The organism is Synergistaceae bacterium (assembly GCA_012521675.1).
Taxonomy (GTDB): domain Bacteria; phylum Synergistota; class Synergistia; order Synergistales; family Aminobacteriaceae; genus JAAYLU01.
Genome location: JAAYLU010000015.1, coordinates 20,499 through 37,152, shown reverse-complemented (window position 1 = coordinate 37,152; position 16,654 = coordinate 20,499). Strand labels below are relative to the sequence as shown.

Genomic DNA, 16,654 nt, shown 5'->3' with positions numbered 1-16,654 from the left:
TCACCTGATGGGTATCGGCGGGGCCGGCATGAGCGGGCTTGCGCTTTTACTTGCGGAACTAGGCTTCGAGGTGAGCGGCTGTGACATGATTCACACCTCCTACATCGACAAGGTCTTAAAAGAGGGTGTTGCAGTGGTTCTTGGCCATGGTCGCGCCCACATGGAGAAGTTCTTCCCCGACCTCCTGATATACAGCAGTGCAATAGCGGAGGACAACGAGGAGATCCTTGCGGCCAGGGCGAGCGGAGTGGCCGTCGCCAAAAGAGGAGAGGTTTTGAGCTGGATCTTCGATTCTCGCTGCGGGATAGGCGTTGCCGGCACCCATGGAAAGACGACCACCTCTTCAATGATCTCCCTCATCCTGGAGCAGGCCGGCATGAATCCCACCCTGGCGATCGGGGGAGAGCTGTGCGATATAGGGGTGAACGCCAAGCTTGGAAACGGCAAGTACATGGTCGCCGAGCTCGATGAGAGCGATGGCTCGTTCGAGAAATTCCATCCCGAGATCTCCGTCATCACAAATGTCGACTGGGACCACGTAAACTATTTCCCGACATACGAGAGCGTCCTCGAGGCCTTCGCCCGCTTCATAGGAAACTTGAAAGACGGGGGTTTCCTCGTATATTGCGCGGAGGACCCAGGCCTTTCCAGGCTGAAGTCCATGGGCGTCATCCCCGCGGGCGCAGTCTCATACGGCTGGGGAGGGGCATGGGATTGGGGGGCGGGTGCCGTCCTTCACAAGCCCGGCGGAGGGGTGAGATTCTCTCTTTCGCATAAAGGAGAGTTCCTGGATGAGATCGAACTGTCGATATCAGGCGAGCATAACATCCTCAATTCATTGGCCGCCTGCGCCGTATCCCACAGGCTTGGCGTGCCTGTCGCAGTGATCAAGCGCACCCTGAGGGCCTTCCGTGGTACCAAGCGCAGATTGCAGCATATCGGAAATGTAAAGGGCGTCGACCTGTACGACGATTACGGTCACCATCCGAGGGAGATCATGGCCACCCTGAGCACCCTGGAGAGGATGTATCCGGACAGGCGCTTGATAGTGGCGTTTCAACCTCATAGGTACACCAGGACGAGAGCCCTGTACAAGGAGTTCGCCCAGGTGCTGTCGATGGCGGACAGGCTGCTCCTCCTGCCGGTATACCAGGCGGACGAGGATCCCATTCCCGGGATATCCTCCCTTCTGATAGCGGACAACCTGCCGAAGAAGATGAAGACAGCTTGCACCATGTGCTCTTCTCTCGAGGACGCCGTGTCGGCGCTGGAGGGAATGTGCGAGAGCGGCGATATTGTCCTTACCATCGGCGCGGGCGACGTCTCGATCATCGGCGAAAGCCTCCTGGCAAGGGCGAATGCGGACTCTCGCGCCCGGAGACAGATAGGGTCGCCGGTCTTTGCCGGCGAACTTTAGGCGGAACTGTGTGGGTTTGTGCAAAGCGTTAAAGCGTGACTTGGATTTTATTCGGTTTTTACTTTGTGATGTATAATGGGCAGATGGCGCAATTTAACCCTAATCGTCTCTCTAATTCTGGGTATGGTCTCCGGATGCGAGTCATACTTCCAGTTCTTATCCATGAGCAACCTGTGGGTCGAAACCTCGGACCCGATAGCGGAGTTGCTGTTTTGGGAAAGCGTCAGCCCCGAGGCCTTGCGGTATTGGCCGGTGTTTTTCTACGAAAGAGAGGCATTGCAGAACAGGATAGAGCGGGCGGCGCCGTTGGTGTGCCTCATTTCTCGAAGGGGAATCACAGGCGCCTCCGTCGGCGTAGACCCGTTGATCCCGTGGATTTCGGCGAGGTGGGGTGAAAAGGATTATTTCGTCTCAAAAGAGGGAGTCGCTTGGGAGAGTGAACATGAGTTGAACGAGGTTCTGAAAGGCATCAAACCTCCTGAAGGACCGCCTTTTGACTTTTCCGACGAGTTCCCTCCGCCTCACGGGGAGGATGAGACGATCGTCGCCGCGAAAATTGTATTCCCGATGGATCTTCTTGAGGGTTGGATTGCGGGCCTTGCGAAAAATAGATGGATAACACAGGTTGAGCGAATAAATATCTCGCGGCGGGAAGGACGATATCTTCTAAGCCTCTCGTTGAAGGAGGGGTCGAGGCTCCTCCTCCGGGGAGAGCTCCTTCAGTGGGACGAGATCGCCCCCGCCCTCGCTCAGGTAATGGAGCAGTTACATTTTCTCGGAGACAATATTATAATAGACACTACATACACCGACAGAATTATCGTCCGGAGCATGAACAGCGGCGATCAGGAAGGGAGCGGGAAATAAATGTACAAAGAGCCGGAAATATTAGTTGGGCTGGATCTTGGTACTAGTAAGATATCCGTGGTGATTGCGGAGAGGGATTCCCGTTTCCAGGAGGCTCAAATAATCGGCGTGGGATACGCTCCATCCCAGGGCATACGCAAAGGCCTTATAATCAATCTCGAACAGGCGGTCAGATCCGTCCGCCAGGCGGTCAGGGACGCGGAGAATATGGTGGGGTTCCCCATAGAGGAGGCCACGGTCTCTTTCAGCGGCATGGAGGTCTCGTCGATCACCTCGCGAGGCATGGTCTCGCTCGGCAGGGCGCCTCGCCAGGTCTCGATCTCCGACGTTGAAAGAGTCATAGAGGCGGCGCAGAGCGAGCTCTCCATCCCCCCCAACCGGGTGACTCTCCACACGATACCGGTGAAGTACTCGATAGACGGAAACTCGGGCATAGACGACCCTCTCGGAATGACGGGCATCCGTCTCGAGATGGAGCTGCAGTCCGTGATCGTCCCGACGACAGTGGTGCAGAATATAATCAACTGCGTCGAGAGCGCGGGGATCCAGGTCAACGGGCTTGTCATAAAATCCCTCGCATGCGCCCTGGGATCGTTGACCGACGAGGAGACAAGGGCCGGCGTGATCTCCCTATGCATCGGGGGCGGCACCACCGGAGTGGCCCTCTACACCGACGGCCGCCCTATAAAGCTCTCGATAGTTCCGATAGGGGGCGACCATATAACAAACGACCTGGCCTACGTGATGAAGATACCGATAAGCAAGGCCGAGGAGGTAAAAAAGCTCGTCTCGTTGAACTCCGAGGAGGACGAGCAGCAGGAGCTCGACGTTGACGTTAGGGGCCGCCTGAAGACGTTCAGCACGACGGAAGCGGCGGAGGTCGTCAACTGCCGACTTGAAGAGCTGTTCAGCGAGCATGTCAAACAGCAGCTTGCCGAGTTCAGCATGCATATGTTCCCGGCCGGTATCGTGCTGTCGGGAGGAGTGGCAAAGACCCGGGGGATAGAGCTCTTCGCCTCGGAGTTATTGAATCTGCCAGTTCGGATTGCGGAACCGCTTGACGTCTACCAGATGCCCCCGGGAAGAAACGACTGCGAGTACACGACCGTCGCGGGCGTCGTGAGGTACATGACGAGCAGGGACCGGAATCCTTACAGATATATAGAGACGTCCGTCGCCGAGCTTCGCTCCGGTGTTTCCCAGTATACGACCGGTGTAGCTGTCAAGCATCAGAGAAAGAGCACGGCGGACCGGACGGATGGTATCCGCGGTTTCATGGAGTATCTGAAAAAGTCCGTTAAGGAACTTTTTTAGGTGCCTCCGTTCCGCATTCGGGGAGGAAAAGAAGATGGAGCAGGTTTTCCAAGTCAATGAAACCCCAAGGCCCCACAGGGAGGAGATCAAGGTCGTCGGCGTCGGCGGAGGCGGCGGAAACGCCCTGAATCATATCATCAGAAGCGGTGTGACAGGCGTTCATTTTATCGCTGCAAATACCGATGTCGGCTCTTTGAACCTCTCCCAGGCGAATTCCAAAGTGACATTAGGAGAAAAACTGACCAAGGGGTTGGGCGCCGGCTCCGATCCAACGGTCGGCATGAACAGCGCCAAGGAGTCCATTGACAAGATTCGAGAGGTCGTATCGGGTGCCGATATGGTCTTTATAACTGCCGGCATGGGCGGAGGGACGGGAACCGGAGCATCCCCGATCATTGCCGAGGTCGCAAAAGAGGCCGGTGCCCTGGTCGTCGCGGTCGTCACCTTCCCCTTCTCGTTCGAGATGAACAGGAGAAGGAAGCAGGCCGCGGAAGGCATCACAGTCCTGAGGGAAAAGGTCGACGCTCTTCTGGTGGTGGAAAACGATCGCCTCCTGGAGCTTACAGATGAGAAGACAAAACACTCCGAGGCATATAAACTTGCGGACGAGGTTCTGCGCCAGGCTGTTCAGGGAGTTACGGATCTCATCCTCAAGCCCAGCCTGATCAACGTTGACTTTGCCGACGTGAGGACGGTAATGCAGAACGCGGGTTCCGCCATTATGGGAATCGGCTCGGGCGACGGGGAAAACCGCGCGGAGACGGCTGCGAAGACGGCGATCAAGTCGCCTCTTATGTCCATTCCCATGAAAGGCGCCAAGGGAATACTATTCAATATCACCGGCGGGCCGGACCTCGGGATCCACGAGATCAGAAAAGCTGCGGCGATTATCACCGAGACGGCGGACGAGGACGCAATTGTCATATGGGGACACACAGTGGCCGAGGATATGGCGGAGAAAATCCAGATCACCGTCATAGCGACCGGCTTCAGCTCTGAAAGAGAGAGGAAGACAGTCACGAACTTCGCCGCAAAGTTTTCCGCCGCGAAGCAAAAGTCGCCGGGAGTGATCCTGGAGGAGGCGGAGGTGCTTCCCATTCAGGACGAGGATATGTTTTCGATAAGCGGAGTGCCAAAAAACCCGTATGACATCCCCTCGATTATTCGAAGGAACAAGAAGCAGGGATAGACCGGGGGAGGTCTTATGACCAGTTGCCCGAGTATCCTGATTTAACGGGCGTTCGCACGGTTTTAGGAGTTCTTGGGCAGGTTCGTTCAGGCGCTCCTCAAGAAGCGTATGTTTCCTCTCTAGTAATATAGCGTTGCTCGCCGGCACGATAGCAGAGTATCGCCGAGGCAGCGCATGCTCGTATGTGAGATTATTCGGGGCATCACAGAGATTCCGCAGTTATATACTCACCGCTGCAAGTCATACATTACAGCGCTTCAAAGAGAGGAACGGACCGGGAGGGTCGACAGTGTCCGTAAGAGAAAGCAGAAGGCATAGAGAGAAGAAAACTGTAATCCCGTTCGGCGAAATAATGCTTCCCGTAATCGGGCTTGTTGCCGTCGGGCTTCTTGTCGTTGGCATAAAACTCTTTTTCTTCTCCGGTGCAAAGCATACCCCCTACACGCCCTTGCCCATAGAACAGAGTGATGGTTCTCGGACAGCCGAGCCCGTAATAGACGCGCCTGCTACCGAACGGTGGCAGCCGGCCCCGCATGCCGGCGATGCACCCATCGCTTCCCCGGTGACGCAAGATGACAAGGAGAATGCGGCCAAGCCTACGCCCGCCCCAACCGCCAGCATTGCCCTTCCGGTGCCGAAACCCGCTCCACCGCCTCCCGCACCCAAACCGGCCCCTGCACCCAAACCTGCACCCAAACCGGCCCCTGCGCCCAAGCCCGTGCCTGCTCAAGGGCGCTGGGGGGTCCAGATAGGCTCTTTCACGGAGAAGGGGAGTGCTGAGACGGTGAGACGACAGGCCGAGAGCTCCGGGTATAAAGCCTTCGTCTCCACGGGAATCGTACATGGAAAGACCTTTCACAGAGTGACCGTGCCGGCCGGAAACACAAGGGCCGATGCGGTCAGTCTATCCCACAGGCTGACTCAGTCGGGTTTCCCCGTGTTCGTAGTTCCTATAAAGTAAGCGCGTTTCTTGAAATATGACATCCGGTATGTCGCGCTCATGGAAGGAGAAACTGCAATGGCCGGTTTTGTTCAAGAATTGACGGACAGGCCTTCTGCCATAAAATATACCGTGGATACACTTGCTTTTCCATGGAGTGCGAGCTCGGAGCTTTTGCCTCTTTCCCAGGCCGAAGGGAGGCGTTTAGCTTCGCCCGTCTTTTCGCGCGAGCCCTCTCCGCCCTTTACAAGGAGCACCAGGGATGGTTTTGCTCTTTCAAGCTTGGACTGTTTCGGGGCGTCCGCCTTGAACCCCGCGTTCCTGCGCCTGAAGGGCGAGGTCCCCATGGGAGGGATGCCCTGTTTCTCCGTGGAACCGGGCGAATGCGCTCTCATACACACCGGAGGCGCTCTGCCCATGGGGACGGATGCCGTCGTCATGGCAGAGTTCGCGGAAGAGTCGGGAGAATGGATAGAGATCAGGGATTCCGTGCAAAGAGAGGAAAATACCGTCTCCGCCGGGGAGGAATATGATGCAGGTACCGTCCTGCTTGAGAAAGGCGCTCTTTTGGATTTCAGGACTCTGGGTATCCCTGCCTGCGCAGGAGTGGCGGAGGTAAGCGCCCTCCGCATCAAGGCGGGGATAATAAGCTCGGGTGACGAGATAGTCCCATACGACACGGCCTTTCTATCCTCGGGACAGATAAGAGATGTAAACTCTCATATCCTGTCCTCCTTGATGCGAAGTCAAGGTTACGAGCCCCGATTCTACGGAATAGCAGGGGACGATATCGGTTCGCTTGAGAGACTGTTCCAGCTCGCCTACGACGAGTGCGATGTGGTTCTGGTAAACGGAGGGTCCTCCGTGAGCGCAAGAGACCAGACCTCGCGCCTTTTCGAGTCTTTGTCCGATCCCGGGATGCTGGTGCGGGGCATCCTCATGTCCCCCGGGAAGCCGACCCTGATCGCCGGTGCGAGAGATGACAGAAAGTTGGTCTTTGGACTTCCGGGCCATCCCTTCTCCTGTTTCCTGTCGGCATACACGGTGGCTCTCCCGCTGATGCACGCGATTCACACGGGGCGGCCTAGGGTGCCTCAGAGTGTGATTTTCCTCACGGTGACAGAGCCGGTATACGGCCATTCGGGAGTCGAGGAGTTTCTCCCCTGTTCGATCGAGGATGGGAAGGCTCTTCCCCGTCCTGTAAAGTCCTCCTTCTCCGGAGCTCTTCGAGACGCGGACGGCCTCATCCGACTTCCCGCGTCGCGAGAGACGGTGCGACCGGGCGAGGAGGTGGAGGTGTGGCTTTGGTAGGCGAGAACATGCATATATCCCGCACTAGGGCTTGGAGCATCCTTCGTGAAAACATCAAGCCGCTTCCGGACGAGGAGTGCAAGACCATCATCAGTGCGGGACGAATCTTGGCGGAGGATGTCGCGTCAAAAAGAAACGTGCCTCACTACAATGCCTCGGCAATGGACGGGTATTCGCTCACCGCTTCATCCACGGCCGGGGCGTCACCATCGTCCCCGGTGATAATCGAGCAGGGAGGCTTCTCCTGGGTAAACACGGGAGACGCGCTGCCCGCGTGCTTCGACTCCGTCCTGATGAGCGAGGACGCCTCTCTCCTCGAAGGGGAGATGCTCTCGGTAGTAAAATCGCTGGTGAGCGGTGAGAATGTACGTCCCGTGGGAGAGGATGTCTTTCGCGGGCAGCTGATAGCCCGGTCCGGAGAGACGATCACCCCTGCGACCGCGTCCCTGTTGGCCATCGCCGGGGTCCCGCGGGTAAAAGTGCATTCATTGCCCAGGTCTCTGTATGTCCCCACCGGCGACGAGATCATACCCACGGAGGAGTGGCTGAGCATGACCTCTCCGCCGGCGGGCAGAATTGGAGAGAGCAACTCAATTATCGTAGAGGGCTACTTCAAAAGCTGGGGACTTCCCGTGGACGTCTCCCCCTGTCTTCCTGACGACCGAGTGCTGCTCTCCTCGTTCCTCGAGGAGAAGACGAAGGAGTACGACCTCGTCCTGGTCGGTGCCGGTTCGGCGAAGGGAGAGAGAGACCACACTTTCTCAATATTGGAGGAAATGGGGCGGCCGCTCTTTCGATGGCTGCTCATGAAGCCGGGAAGGCCGGCCTCGGCGGCCATCCTGTCCGACTCCGTCGTGGTGAACCTGCCGGGTTTTCCCATGTCGAACGCGGTCGTCCTATGGTCGTTGGTATACCCTGTTCTGCAGCTGCTCATGAATGGCGATTTCGACGATGAATCCGTCATCCGCGAGGCTCTCGGCACCGAGAGGGGGGAGACTGTGAGTCTTTTATCGCCTTACTCCTCCATACCCGGCAGGGAGGACTGGCTGCGTCTGAAATGCGTGGAGATCGACGGAGAGAGAAAGGCCTTTCCTCTTCCCTCGGGCGCGAGCTCGATCTGGTCGCTTGCGGAGGTCGACGCGGTCGCGCTGCTTGGCTTGGAGAGCGCCGAGATTCCGAAAGGCGCCCCCGTTTCCGCCTGGATGACTCGCTCTGTCCCCTGGGACAGAAGAGTCCTGTTCCAGGGCTCGAACGACCCGGCCATGGAGCGCCTGCCGACCTTTGTGCGAAGGAGCGGCGGAGACCTCGTCCTGAGGTCGGTGGGGAGCCTGGCGGGGCTTGCGGCCCTGTCGAGGAGGGAGTGCCACGTGGCGGCCGCTCACCTGTTGCACGCCGAGTCCGGAGTTTACAATACACCATTTATCGACGGCCTTTTCCCGGATGACTCCGTGAGGGTTGCGCGCAGGACGGTGTTTTTCAGAGAGCAGGGGTTCATCGTCGGCAAGGGCAACCCAAAGAAGGTGAGGGGAGTGGAGGACCTCGCCAGGGACGATATTGCGATAATAAACCGGCAGAGGGGGGCCGGGACCAGGGTCCTGTTGGACGCCATGATGGCCGGGGCCGGGATTGGTCCGGAATCTATCAGAGGTTACGATAATCTGAGTCCCACTCATTTCGAGTCGGCGAACAGGGTGGCTCTCGGGTTTGCTGATGTAGCTCTAGGAATAAAAGCGGTGGCCGACGCCCTCGACCTTGATTTCATTCCCGTGGCGGAGGAGCCGTATGAACTGGTGTACTTAATGGACTTTGAGGACCACACGGGCATTCGCTCTCTTTTGGAGGCAATGGACCTGCCCGAGTGGCGCGCCGTTGTCGATAAAATGGGAGGGTACAGATGGGCATAGCCTTGAAAGACTCGTACGGGAGAGTTCTTGATTACGTCAGGATCTCTGTCACCGACCGATGCAACTATCGCTGCCTCTACTGCATGCCGGAGGAGGGCATAGAGTGGATACCGCACGAGGAGATAATGACCTACGAGGAGATACGTTTTCTCGTGTCTGTCCTCGCTGATCTCGGGGTGAAGCGAATTCGCTTCACGGGAGGGGAGCCCTTTGTAAGAAAGGGATTCGTCCCGTTTCTTCGGGAGATTCGCTCTTCGTTCCCCTCAATGGCTCTCGCTGTGACGACGAACGGGGCCTTTCTCGAACGCGACGCCCGAATGTTGGGTTCAATTGGACTCGAGTCCTTGAGCATCAGCCTCGACACTTTGAACGATGATAAGTTCAGGGAAATGACCAGGACGGGCTGTCTGCAAAAAGTGCTCCGGGGCATCGACTCGGCGGCGGCACTGATCAAGGACGCCTCGGTCAAGCTGAACACGGTCGTGATGCGGGATTTTAATATTGACGAGGTGCCGGACCTGGTCCTGTTCGCAAAGAGCAAGGGGATCATCCTGCGCTTTATTGAGTTCATGCCCCTGGACAGGGATGTATGGATGAGGAAACAGTATGTCCCTGCATCGGAGATCAAGTCTCGCCTGCCGGACTCATCCCTTTGGTCGCCCGCAGCGGAGATCGAAGAGGGGAAGGAAAGTTCCTCCAAGGCCCCCGGAGGGCCCTCGAGGTACCTGGTCAACAGGGACTCGGGGCAGAGAGTTGGCTTTATCACGGCCGTCTCCGATCATTTTTGCCGTACCTGCAATCGTTTGAGGGTCACCTCGACGGGGGAGATAAGGCCCTGTCTCTTCAGCAATGAAGGCGTTCGGCTGATCGAAGTGTTGAGGAGTCGCGACGCGGAGGGAGTGCGTTCCGGGATAATCTCGGCCGCGATGAGCAAGCCGTGCGAGGGGGGGACCGGGATCCCGAGAGGCGAGGACGTTACTCCCGCCGGTGAATTCCTGGACCGGGAGGGACTGCCTCGCAGGGAGGCAGTCTGCACGGCGAAGGAGCGGCACATGTCGCGGATCGGAGGGTGAAGACCAATTGTTGAAGGCTGACGGAAAGACCGACGCCCTGTCTCATCTCGATGATCATGGTCGCCCCCTCATGGTGGACGTGGGAGGGAAAGCCATAACCGAGCGGACCGCAGAGGCCGAGGGTTGGGTTCTCCTGGACCGGGCGATATGCGATGTCCTCGGAGAGGGCGCCCTGTCAAAAAAGGGGGACGTGCTGCGAATCGCCGAGACGGCGGGAATAATGGCGGTGAAAAGGACCTGGGAGCTCATCCCTCTCTGTCATCCTATCCGCATCGATTTGGTTAAGGTCTCCTGCGAGCTCATCAGCGAGAGTGAACGCATTCATATAAAATGCCTTGTCGGCGCCAAGGATGCGACAGGGGTCGAGATGGAGGCGCTCACGGGAGTGTCGGTGGCCGCTCTCACCATATACGACATGTGCAAGGCGGTCTCCAAGGGGATGACGATAGAGGGAGTGCGCCTCCTCTCGAAGACCGGCGGGAAGAGCGGGGACTACAGATTCAAGGACGTGGGGATCAACGGAAGCGAGGTGCCGAAGTGAGAGTCCTGGAAGTTTTGGAGAGAAGCGCCGATGGAATCACCACTCACCCTCTCTCGTACATAAGCATCAACCGATATGGTAAGGGCTCTTTCAACGGCTCCGAGCTGCCAATCTACCTGCTGGTGCCCGGGCAGCGAGAGAGTCTCCCCATCGGAAGCGTGGGAATAGTTCTTTCTTCCGGAGCAGTCATGCCCTCGTACTTTTTATCCATCGGGGACGACCTGCTCTTCAGGATAGTCGAGGGCGAACCTCTCTCTTCCTTGAATATAGAGAGGTGCGGCTTCCTTCCAGTCTCCGCAAGGGCCGAGGTCCTGAGGCCGATTTCGGTCGGAGTCCTGACCGTGAGCGACAAGGGAAGCCTCGGGCAGAGGATCGACCTGTCCGGCCCCGCTCTTGAGAGATCCGTCGTACCGCTCGGAGCCGTTGTCGAGGCGACAGCGATAAAACCCGACGACATGGACGTGATTGCTGATACCCTGAAAGAGTGGAGCGACTCTCTTCTCCTCAACCTCGTCCTGGTAACGGGCGGAACAGGTCTTTCCGAGCGAGACGTGACTCCAGAGGCCCTGTCCTCCGTGGCGCACAAGCATGTGCCCGGGATCGGAGAGGCGATGAGAAGCGCGTCATTGAGGATAACGCCGAATGCCATGCTGAGCAGACTCTGCGCCGTCACCAGGAACAAGACCCTTATCGTGGGCATGCCGGGCAGCGAAAAGGCCGTGCTGGAGTGTTTCGCGGTCATTGCACCGGCGCTGCGCCACGGGATCGAGATACTATGCGGATGGGACGGCGAATGTGGGTCCAGGCCCGACTAAACCGGGCCGGCGACAAATAAACGAGTTCAGGAGACGCGAAGTGGAGATGGAGAGCGTGGGAGTCAACAGATGCGTGATAATCACCGGGATGTCCGGCGCAGGAAAATCCACGGCCTTGAAGATACTCGAAGACCAGGGAATGTTCGCGATCGACAATATTCCACCCGCGTTACTCTCCCAGCTGCTGTTTCTGTTGGAAAAACACAGATCCGCGGTCCGATGGGGAGTTGCGGCGGTAGTCGATGTGCGAGGGGACTCCCTCTTGGACGGCTTCCCTGCGGCCTTGGAGATAATAAAAAAACAGACCCAGAACGTGCATACGATCTTTTTCGATGCCCAGGACGATGTCCTTCTGAGGCGGTTTGAATCGACCCGCAGGCGTCACCCGATGGAGTCGGAGGGCTCCCTGCTGGACGGCATAGTGGAGGAAAGAGATAGACTGAGGCCCGTCCTGGAGTACACCGATACGGTCATCGATACATCTTCTCTCTCCCTCCCCCTGCTTCGAAGGGAGCTTGTCACCCGCTTTTTTGAAAATACAACGGGAGTCCCCCTCGTAGTCTCATCCTTCGGGTTCAAGCACGGTTCCCCGGCGGACTGTGACTATATGTTCGACGTCCGTTTCCTGGACAATCCCTTCTACAATCCCGTCTTGAAACCTCTCTCGGGGAGGGACAAGCCAGTGCAGGAGGCCGTCTGGGGGTCGGAAGAGTTTGCGCAGTTCTGGGAGAGACTTACCGGTTTTCTGGATTACGTAATTCCTCTTTACCTTCGCTCCGGCAAGACTCAGCTTCACATAGGGATCGGGTGCACTGGCGGCAGGCATCGCTCCGTAGCGGTGGCGGAGAGGCTGAAGGCGCACTTCGAAGGCAGCTCGGCCCGCTGCATCCTTAGGCACAGGGATATAGACAAGGAGCAGGGGTGGTGACCTTGGACCTCATGGTTAGTTATACACTGGGTCTGCTCACTGCCGGACTCCTGGTCGTTTGTTTCAGGATAAGAAGTTCGGGACGGGTGCGGGAGATGCTTCAACGGGGGCCAAAGGAGAGAAAGACGCCCCTGACGAAAGCCATAGAGTACCGGCTTTCAATGGGACCTTTCGTGGCTGCCATCGGGGGCGGTACGGGGCTGTCCACCTTTCTGAAGGGGCTGAAGAGCTTTACGCGGAATATCGTCGCGGTCGTAGCCGTGACCGATGAGGGGGGCAGCTCAGGAAGACTTCGCGACGAATGGGGAGTGCTGCCTCCCGGAGACGTGCGCAACTGCATAGTGGCTCTGGCGGAGAACGACAATGCTCTGAAACGCCTGCTGGACTTTCGTTTCGACAGGGGAGGGCTGGCAGGGCACAGCTTGGGAAACCTGATGCTTCTTGCGATAACCGAGCAGTTCGGTGATTTCCGCCGGGCGGTAGAGGAGATGAACTACCTTCTGGCCATAAGAGGAAGGGTCCTGCCCGTGACGACCGAGTCCGTGTGCATAGTGGGGGAGACGGTGAACGGCACCCGTGTGAAAGGAGAGCTGTCGATTTCCGAACACGGCCATGAGATCGAGAAGATATGGCTCGAGCCAAAGGACGCGAAACCATTGAAGGAGGTCCTGATCGCGTTGGACGAGGCCGATATAATCACCCTTGGCCCGGGCAGCCTGTTTACCAGCATCATCCCCAACCTGCTGATCCGCAAAGTGGCGGAGAAACTCCGCGACAGCGACGTCCCGAAGGTGTATATTGCAAACTTGATGACCCAGCCGCTTGAGACCCAAGGGTTCTCAATTCTGGATCACGTCAGGTGGGTCAGCGCGGCGATGGGATCCACGCCCGACTATATTCTCGTAAACGACGGGGACATCCCCGAACCCCTTGTCGAAAGATATCGCCAGGACGGCGCGGAGCCCCTTTACCTGAACGAGGAGGAAGAGTGGGAGCTGGAGAGAATGGGATGCCGCATCATCAGCGGTGACTTTATCAGGATAATGGATGAAAATGTCGTTCGTCACAACGGCCAGGCACTTTCGGAAATAATCATCCGTCTGTGCAGGGAACTGGATGAAGAGTAAGGGAGGTGGCGCGGCATGGCCAGCGGCATTTCTCCGACTGCGAACATATGGGATGATTGGACGGGCGCACCCTTTGCGCCTTCTGCGGCGGTCGATGAGATAGGAGGGATTGTCGACGGACTTGCAAGGACTTCGAAATCAGGCGACATAGTCTGCTCTAGCGGTCGACTATGGGTGTTCAAAAGGCTGCGAACTTTATGGCCGGAATCGGATTTGTCAAATATGTATGACTTCGCGTCTCTTCTCAGCATCCCCCGATCGATGAAGGGGCGTGTTTTTTTACATATGCCGCCGCGCCTGTTTGAAGACCTTCACGAGCGGACTGGCACGACCTTGAGCCTGAGCTGGTTGAAGGGTCTTTGGGGTGCCTGCGGCTCTCTCTACCTGCCCAAGACCGGCTATTACCTTAGTTTCAGAGTGCGCGACGCCTCGATAGAGGAGAGGGCCGTCAGGGCTTTGAAGACGAAAAGTATCAAGGCGGGAAGGAGGCGCTTCCAGGGGGCATTCGAGATAATGCTCAGGGATCAGCAGAACATCGTAGACATGCTGGCCGGTTTCAACATGATGAAGACAACTCTTTTCCTCGAGGAGCGCGCGATCTTCCGCTCTCTCAGAAACCAGGCGAACAAGCTTGTCAACTGCGATGCATCCAATATAAGGAAGAGCCTCGAGGCCTCTTCGAACCAGATCGAGATCTCCAAGTGCGCCCTTGAGCACCCGGAGTACGAATTCTTTCCGGCCGTGTGGAAGGACCTCGTCTCCTCCCGCCTCTCCAATCCCAGCGCGACATTGGGGGAGCTGGGAAGGATGCAGTCCCCGCCGGTCTCGAAGAGCACGGTAAAATATCGTTGGAAGAAGATGGCGGAGCATGTGGGAGCTTCCCCGTACGGAGGGCGCGACCGGGCGAGACCGGGGGCCCGGGGCCATGGCAAGCGTGTTTTTTCTAAATCATGATCTTCTCAACATTACGGAGGTGAAATGGGATGAAACTGAGAAGCTTTACAAAGGACGATATCAGCGGCAAGAAAGTCCTTGTACGAGTTGATTTCAACGTTCCCCTGAAGGACGGTTCGGTCGCCGATTCAACACGCATCCTGGCGCATAAGGAGACAGTGTCTGACCTTTTGAAGGGGGGAGCAAGAGTGGCCCTCTGTTCCCATCTTGGCCGTCCCAAGGGGAAGAGGGTCCCCGAGATGTCCCTCTCGCTTGCAAGAGAGGAGACGGAGAGAGTGTACGAGGTCCCGGTGAAGTTCTGCGACGACTGCATAGGCCCCTCCGTGACCGCTTCCCTTGACGGCCTTGGACAGGGCGAGCTGCTTCTGCTGGAGAACCTTCGCTTCTACAAGGAGGAGCAGGAGAACGACGTGGACTTCGCCAGGAAACTGGCCGAGCCCTTCGAAGTCTTCGTCATGGACGCGTTCAGCGCCTCTCACAGGGCCGACGCCTCGACAAGCGCGATAATGGGGATACTGCCCTCATTCTCCGGCTCTCTTCTTCAAAGGGAGGTCGAGATGCTGTCGGCGGTGAGCCACGATCCGAAGCGACCCTTCGTCCTCATCCTGGGTGGGGCAAAGGTGTCGGACAAGATCGGAGTCATAGAGAACCTGATGGACAAGGCGAACTCGATCCTGATAGGCGGGGGGATGGCCTTCACCTTTATAAAGGCCATGGGAGGCTCGATAGGAAACTCCCTGCTGGAGGAGGATAGGATGGACTTCGCTCGCGAAATGCTTGAAAGGGCCAAGTCCCTCGGAGCCGACATAATTCTGCCTGTGGACGTCTTGGCGGGCACCTCCCCGGATGCCGAGCGGACGGAGGGGCCGACGCCGGCCGACGAGATCCCCGACGGCCTGATGGGGCTCGACATCGGACCGCGGACGGTCTCCCTCTTCAACGAGAAGATAGCCTCTGCCAGCACGATACTCTGGAACGGGCCCATGGGCGTCTTCGAGAACCCGCTTTTCTCCGCCGGTACCGAAGGAGTAGCCCGGGAGGTCGTGAAGCGCACCTCCGGCGGAGGAGTGTCGATAGTGGGCGGAGGGGACACGGCCGCCGCCGCCAGGAAGCTCGGCTTCAAGGATGGAGTGTCGCATGTCTCCACGGGGGGCGGGGCCAGCCTCGAGTTCTGCGAGGGCAAGAGCCTTCCGGGGATTGCACCTCTAGTGGTCGATTAGGACGGAAGGAGTGACTCATAATGGAGAAAAAGATCTACCTCTACGGAAATTGGAAGATGAACCACCTGCCTGCCGATGCAGAGGACTTCTGCAAGGAGATTCTGTCCGGCGCAAAGGGCCCCCTTTACGGGGAGAAAAGGATTGAAATAGGCATATTCCCGCCCTTCATATCCATAGCGCCGGTGGTCGCTTCCCTTGCGGGAGGGGAACTCTTCAGGGCGGGCGCGCAGGATGGATGGCCCGAGGAAAAGGGAGCGTTCACCGGGGCCGTGTCGATGGACATGATACTGGCTATCGGCTGTACTCACATACTGGTAGGACACAGCGAGCGCAGGAGCATATTCGGAGAGACGGATGATGCCGTGGCTCTCAAGCTGAAATACGCCCTGAATTGCGGACTCGTCCCCGTCCTATGCTTCGGAGAGACGCTCGAACAGAGAGAGGCGGGGCGGACCTTCGACGTGATAAAGCACCAGCTGAGCGAGGCCTTCAAGGACATACTCCCAGAGGAGGTCGCGGGCGAAGGAGGAGCCCCCGCCATGCTGCTGGCCTACGAGCCGGTATGGGCCATAGGGACAGGGCGCAACGCCGAGCCCGGGGACGCACAGGAGGCCTGCGCCTTTTCAAGGGAGGTTTTCAAGGAAAGATTCGGAGGGACGTCGAACTGCCCGGTGCTTTACGGAGGCAGCGTCAAGGAGACGAACTCCGCGGAGCTGCTTTCTCAGCCCGACATAGACGGAGCGCTAGTGGGAGGAGCCTCCCTGAAAGTGGGGCCGTTCTTGGCCATATACGAGAACTACAGAAAGAAGGCCGATTCAGAGGCATAATGTAACATAAGATATATTATAGGACATTTCTCAGGACATTTTTTCGAACGAAGCGCCGCTCTTCCGTTATCCCGAACGGTACCTCGCCCATCTTTCGTACCGAAAGGAGCGATGTTCGGCATTTATCATCCCGGACAGAGCGGCGCCCTTTTTATGTCATTCTGAGCGGCAGCTCGCCATTTTTTCGTGCCGAACGAAGCGCTTGCCTTTTTGCCATCCCGATCGAA

Annotated in this window: 15 protein-coding genes; all 15 read left to right on the top strand. The window is 57.7% G+C overall.

The annotated features are described in order from the left end of the window. The first annotated feature begins 7 nt into the window (after positions 1–7). The 15 genes from murC (at position 8) to GX181_01475 (ending at position 16,427) form a co-directional block, all read left to right on the top strand. The gene (gene murC, locus GX181_01545; GenBank protein NLM70631.1) at positions 8–1,417 is read left to right on the top strand and encodes a UDP-N-acetylmuramate--L-alanine ligase; all 1,410 of its coding nucleotides are present in this window, start codon (positions 8–10) and stop codon (positions 1,415–1,417) included. A gap of 162 nt (positions 1,418–1,579) precedes the next feature. Beyond that, complete coding sequence (locus GX181_01540; GenBank protein NLM70630.1) at positions 1,580–2,284, top strand: hypothetical protein; 705 nt, start codon at positions 1,580–1,582, stop codon at positions 2,282–2,284. Continuing rightward, on the top strand, positions 2,285–3,598 hold the full coding sequence (ftsA, locus tag GX181_01535; GenBank protein ID NLM70629.1) for a cell division protein FtsA: 1,314 nt from the start codon (positions 2,285–2,287) through the stop codon (positions 3,596–3,598). 34 nt (positions 3,599–3,632) lie between these two features. Continuing rightward, a complete protein-coding gene (gene ftsZ, locus GX181_01530) occupies positions 3,633–4,787 on the top strand; it encodes a cell division protein FtsZ (GenBank protein ID NLM70628.1) in 1,155 nt (384 codons plus the stop codon). Between the two features lie 289 nt (positions 4,788–5,076). Then, positions 5,077–5,748 carry an SPOR domain-containing protein gene (locus tag GX181_01525; protein ID NLM70627.1) on the top strand — a complete coding sequence of 224 codons (672 nt, stop codon included), beginning with the start codon at positions 5,077–5,079 and terminating at the stop codon, positions 5,746–5,748. Between the two features lie 57 nt (positions 5,749–5,805). Beyond that, positions 5,806–7,038, top strand: coding sequence for a molybdopterin molybdotransferase MoeA (locus GX181_01520; protein ID NLM70626.1), 1,233 nt, complete (start codon positions 5,806–5,808; stop codon positions 7,036–7,038). 8 nt (positions 7,039–7,046) lie between these two features. Further along, on the top strand, positions 7,047–8,942 hold the full coding sequence (locus GX181_01515) for a molybdopterin biosynthesis protein MoeA (protein NLM70625.1): 1,896 nt from the start codon (positions 7,047–7,049) through the stop codon (positions 8,940–8,942). After that, positions 8,933–10,015 (top strand): GTP 3',8-cyclase MoaA, encoded by a 1,083-nt coding sequence (gene moaA, locus GX181_01510; GenBank protein NLM70624.1) that lies wholly within the window; start codon positions 8,933–8,935, stop codon positions 10,013–10,015. Before GX181_01515 ends, moaA begins: the two co-directional genes overlap by 10 nt. Before the next feature lie 70 nt (positions 10,016–10,085). Then, the gene (moaC, locus tag GX181_01505; protein NLM70623.1) at positions 10,086–10,556 is read left to right on the top strand and encodes a cyclic pyranopterin monophosphate synthase MoaC; all 471 of its coding nucleotides are present in this window, start codon (positions 10,086–10,088) and stop codon (positions 10,554–10,556) included. A gap of 188 nt (positions 10,557–10,744) precedes the next feature. Then, positions 10,745–11,371: a MogA/MoaB family molybdenum cofactor biosynthesis protein gene (locus GX181_01500; GenBank protein NLM70622.1), complete on the top strand. Its 627-nt coding sequence runs from the start codon at positions 10,745–10,747 to the stop codon at positions 11,369–11,371. A 40-nt stretch (positions 11,372–11,411) separates the two neighbouring features. After that, positions 11,412–12,299, top strand: coding sequence for an RNase adapter RapZ (gene rapZ, locus GX181_01495; protein ID NLM70621.1), 888 nt, complete (start codon positions 11,412–11,414; stop codon positions 12,297–12,299). 11 nt (positions 12,300–12,310) lie between these two features. After that, positions 12,311–13,426 (top strand): uridine diphosphate-N-acetylglucosamine-binding protein YvcK, encoded by a 1,116-nt coding sequence (gene yvcK / locus GX181_01490; GenBank protein ID NLM70620.1) that lies wholly within the window; start codon positions 12,311–12,313, stop codon positions 13,424–13,426. Between the two features lie 222 nt (positions 13,427–13,648). Continuing rightward, positions 13,649–14,380, top strand: coding sequence for a DNA-binding protein WhiA (gene whiA, locus GX181_01485; protein ID NLM70619.1), 732 nt, complete (start codon positions 13,649–13,651; stop codon positions 14,378–14,380). A 29-nt stretch (positions 14,381–14,409) separates the two neighbouring features. Further along, positions 14,410–15,600 carry a phosphoglycerate kinase gene (locus GX181_01480; protein ID NLM70618.1) on the top strand — a complete coding sequence of 397 codons (1,191 nt, stop codon included), beginning with the start codon at positions 14,410–14,412 and terminating at the stop codon, positions 15,598–15,600. Between the two features lie 20 nt (positions 15,601–15,620). After that, positions 15,621–16,427: a triose-phosphate isomerase gene (locus tag GX181_01475; protein NLM70617.1), complete on the top strand. Its 807-nt coding sequence runs from the start codon at positions 15,621–15,623 to the stop codon at positions 16,425–16,427. The last annotated feature ends 227 nt before the right edge of the window (positions 16,428–16,654 follow it).

Excerpts from the sequence above, each read along its gene's own strand:
- GX181_01475 (NLM70617.1), top strand. The coding sequence starts at position 15,621 with ATGGAGAAAAAGATCTACCTCTACGGAAATTGGAAGATGAACCACCTG.
- murC (NLM70631.1), top strand. The coding sequence starts at position 8 with ATGGGTATCGGCGGGGCCGGCATGAGCGGGCTTGCGCTTTTACTTGCG.
- GX181_01515 (NLM70625.1), top strand. The coding sequence starts at position 7,047 with ATGCATATATCCCGCACTAGGGCTTGGAGCATCCTTCGTGAAAACATC.
- GX181_01500 (NLM70622.1), top strand. The coding sequence starts at position 10,745 with ATGCCCTCGTACTTTTTATCCATCGGGGACGACCTGCTCTTCAGGATA.
- ftsZ (NLM70628.1), top strand. The coding sequence starts at position 3,633 with ATGGAGCAGGTTTTCCAAGTCAATGAAACCCCAAGGCCCCACAGGGAG.
- whiA (NLM70619.1), top strand. The coding sequence starts at position 13,649 with ATGTATGACTTCGCGTCTCTTCTCAGCATCCCCCGATCGATGAAGGGG.
- ftsA (NLM70629.1), top strand. The coding sequence starts at position 2,285 with ATGTACAAAGAGCCGGAAATATTAGTTGGGCTGGATCTTGGTACTAGT.
- GX181_01520 (NLM70626.1), top strand. The coding sequence starts at position 5,806 with ATGGCCGGTTTTGTTCAAGAATTGACGGACAGGCCTTCTGCCATAAAA.
- GX181_01540 (NLM70630.1), top strand. The coding sequence starts at position 1,580 with ATGAGCAACCTGTGGGTCGAAACCTCGGACCCGATAGCGGAGTTGCTG.
- moaC (NLM70623.1), top strand. The coding sequence starts at position 10,086 with ATGGTGGACGTGGGAGGGAAAGCCATAACCGAGCGGACCGCAGAGGCC.
- yvcK (NLM70620.1), top strand. The coding sequence starts at position 12,311 with ATGGTTAGTTATACACTGGGTCTGCTCACTGCCGGACTCCTGGTCGTT.
- moaA (NLM70624.1), top strand. The coding sequence starts at position 8,933 with ATGGGCATAGCCTTGAAAGACTCGTACGGGAGAGTTCTTGATTACGTC.
- GX181_01480 (NLM70618.1), top strand. The coding sequence starts at position 14,410 with ATGAAACTGAGAAGCTTTACAAAGGACGATATCAGCGGCAAGAAAGTC.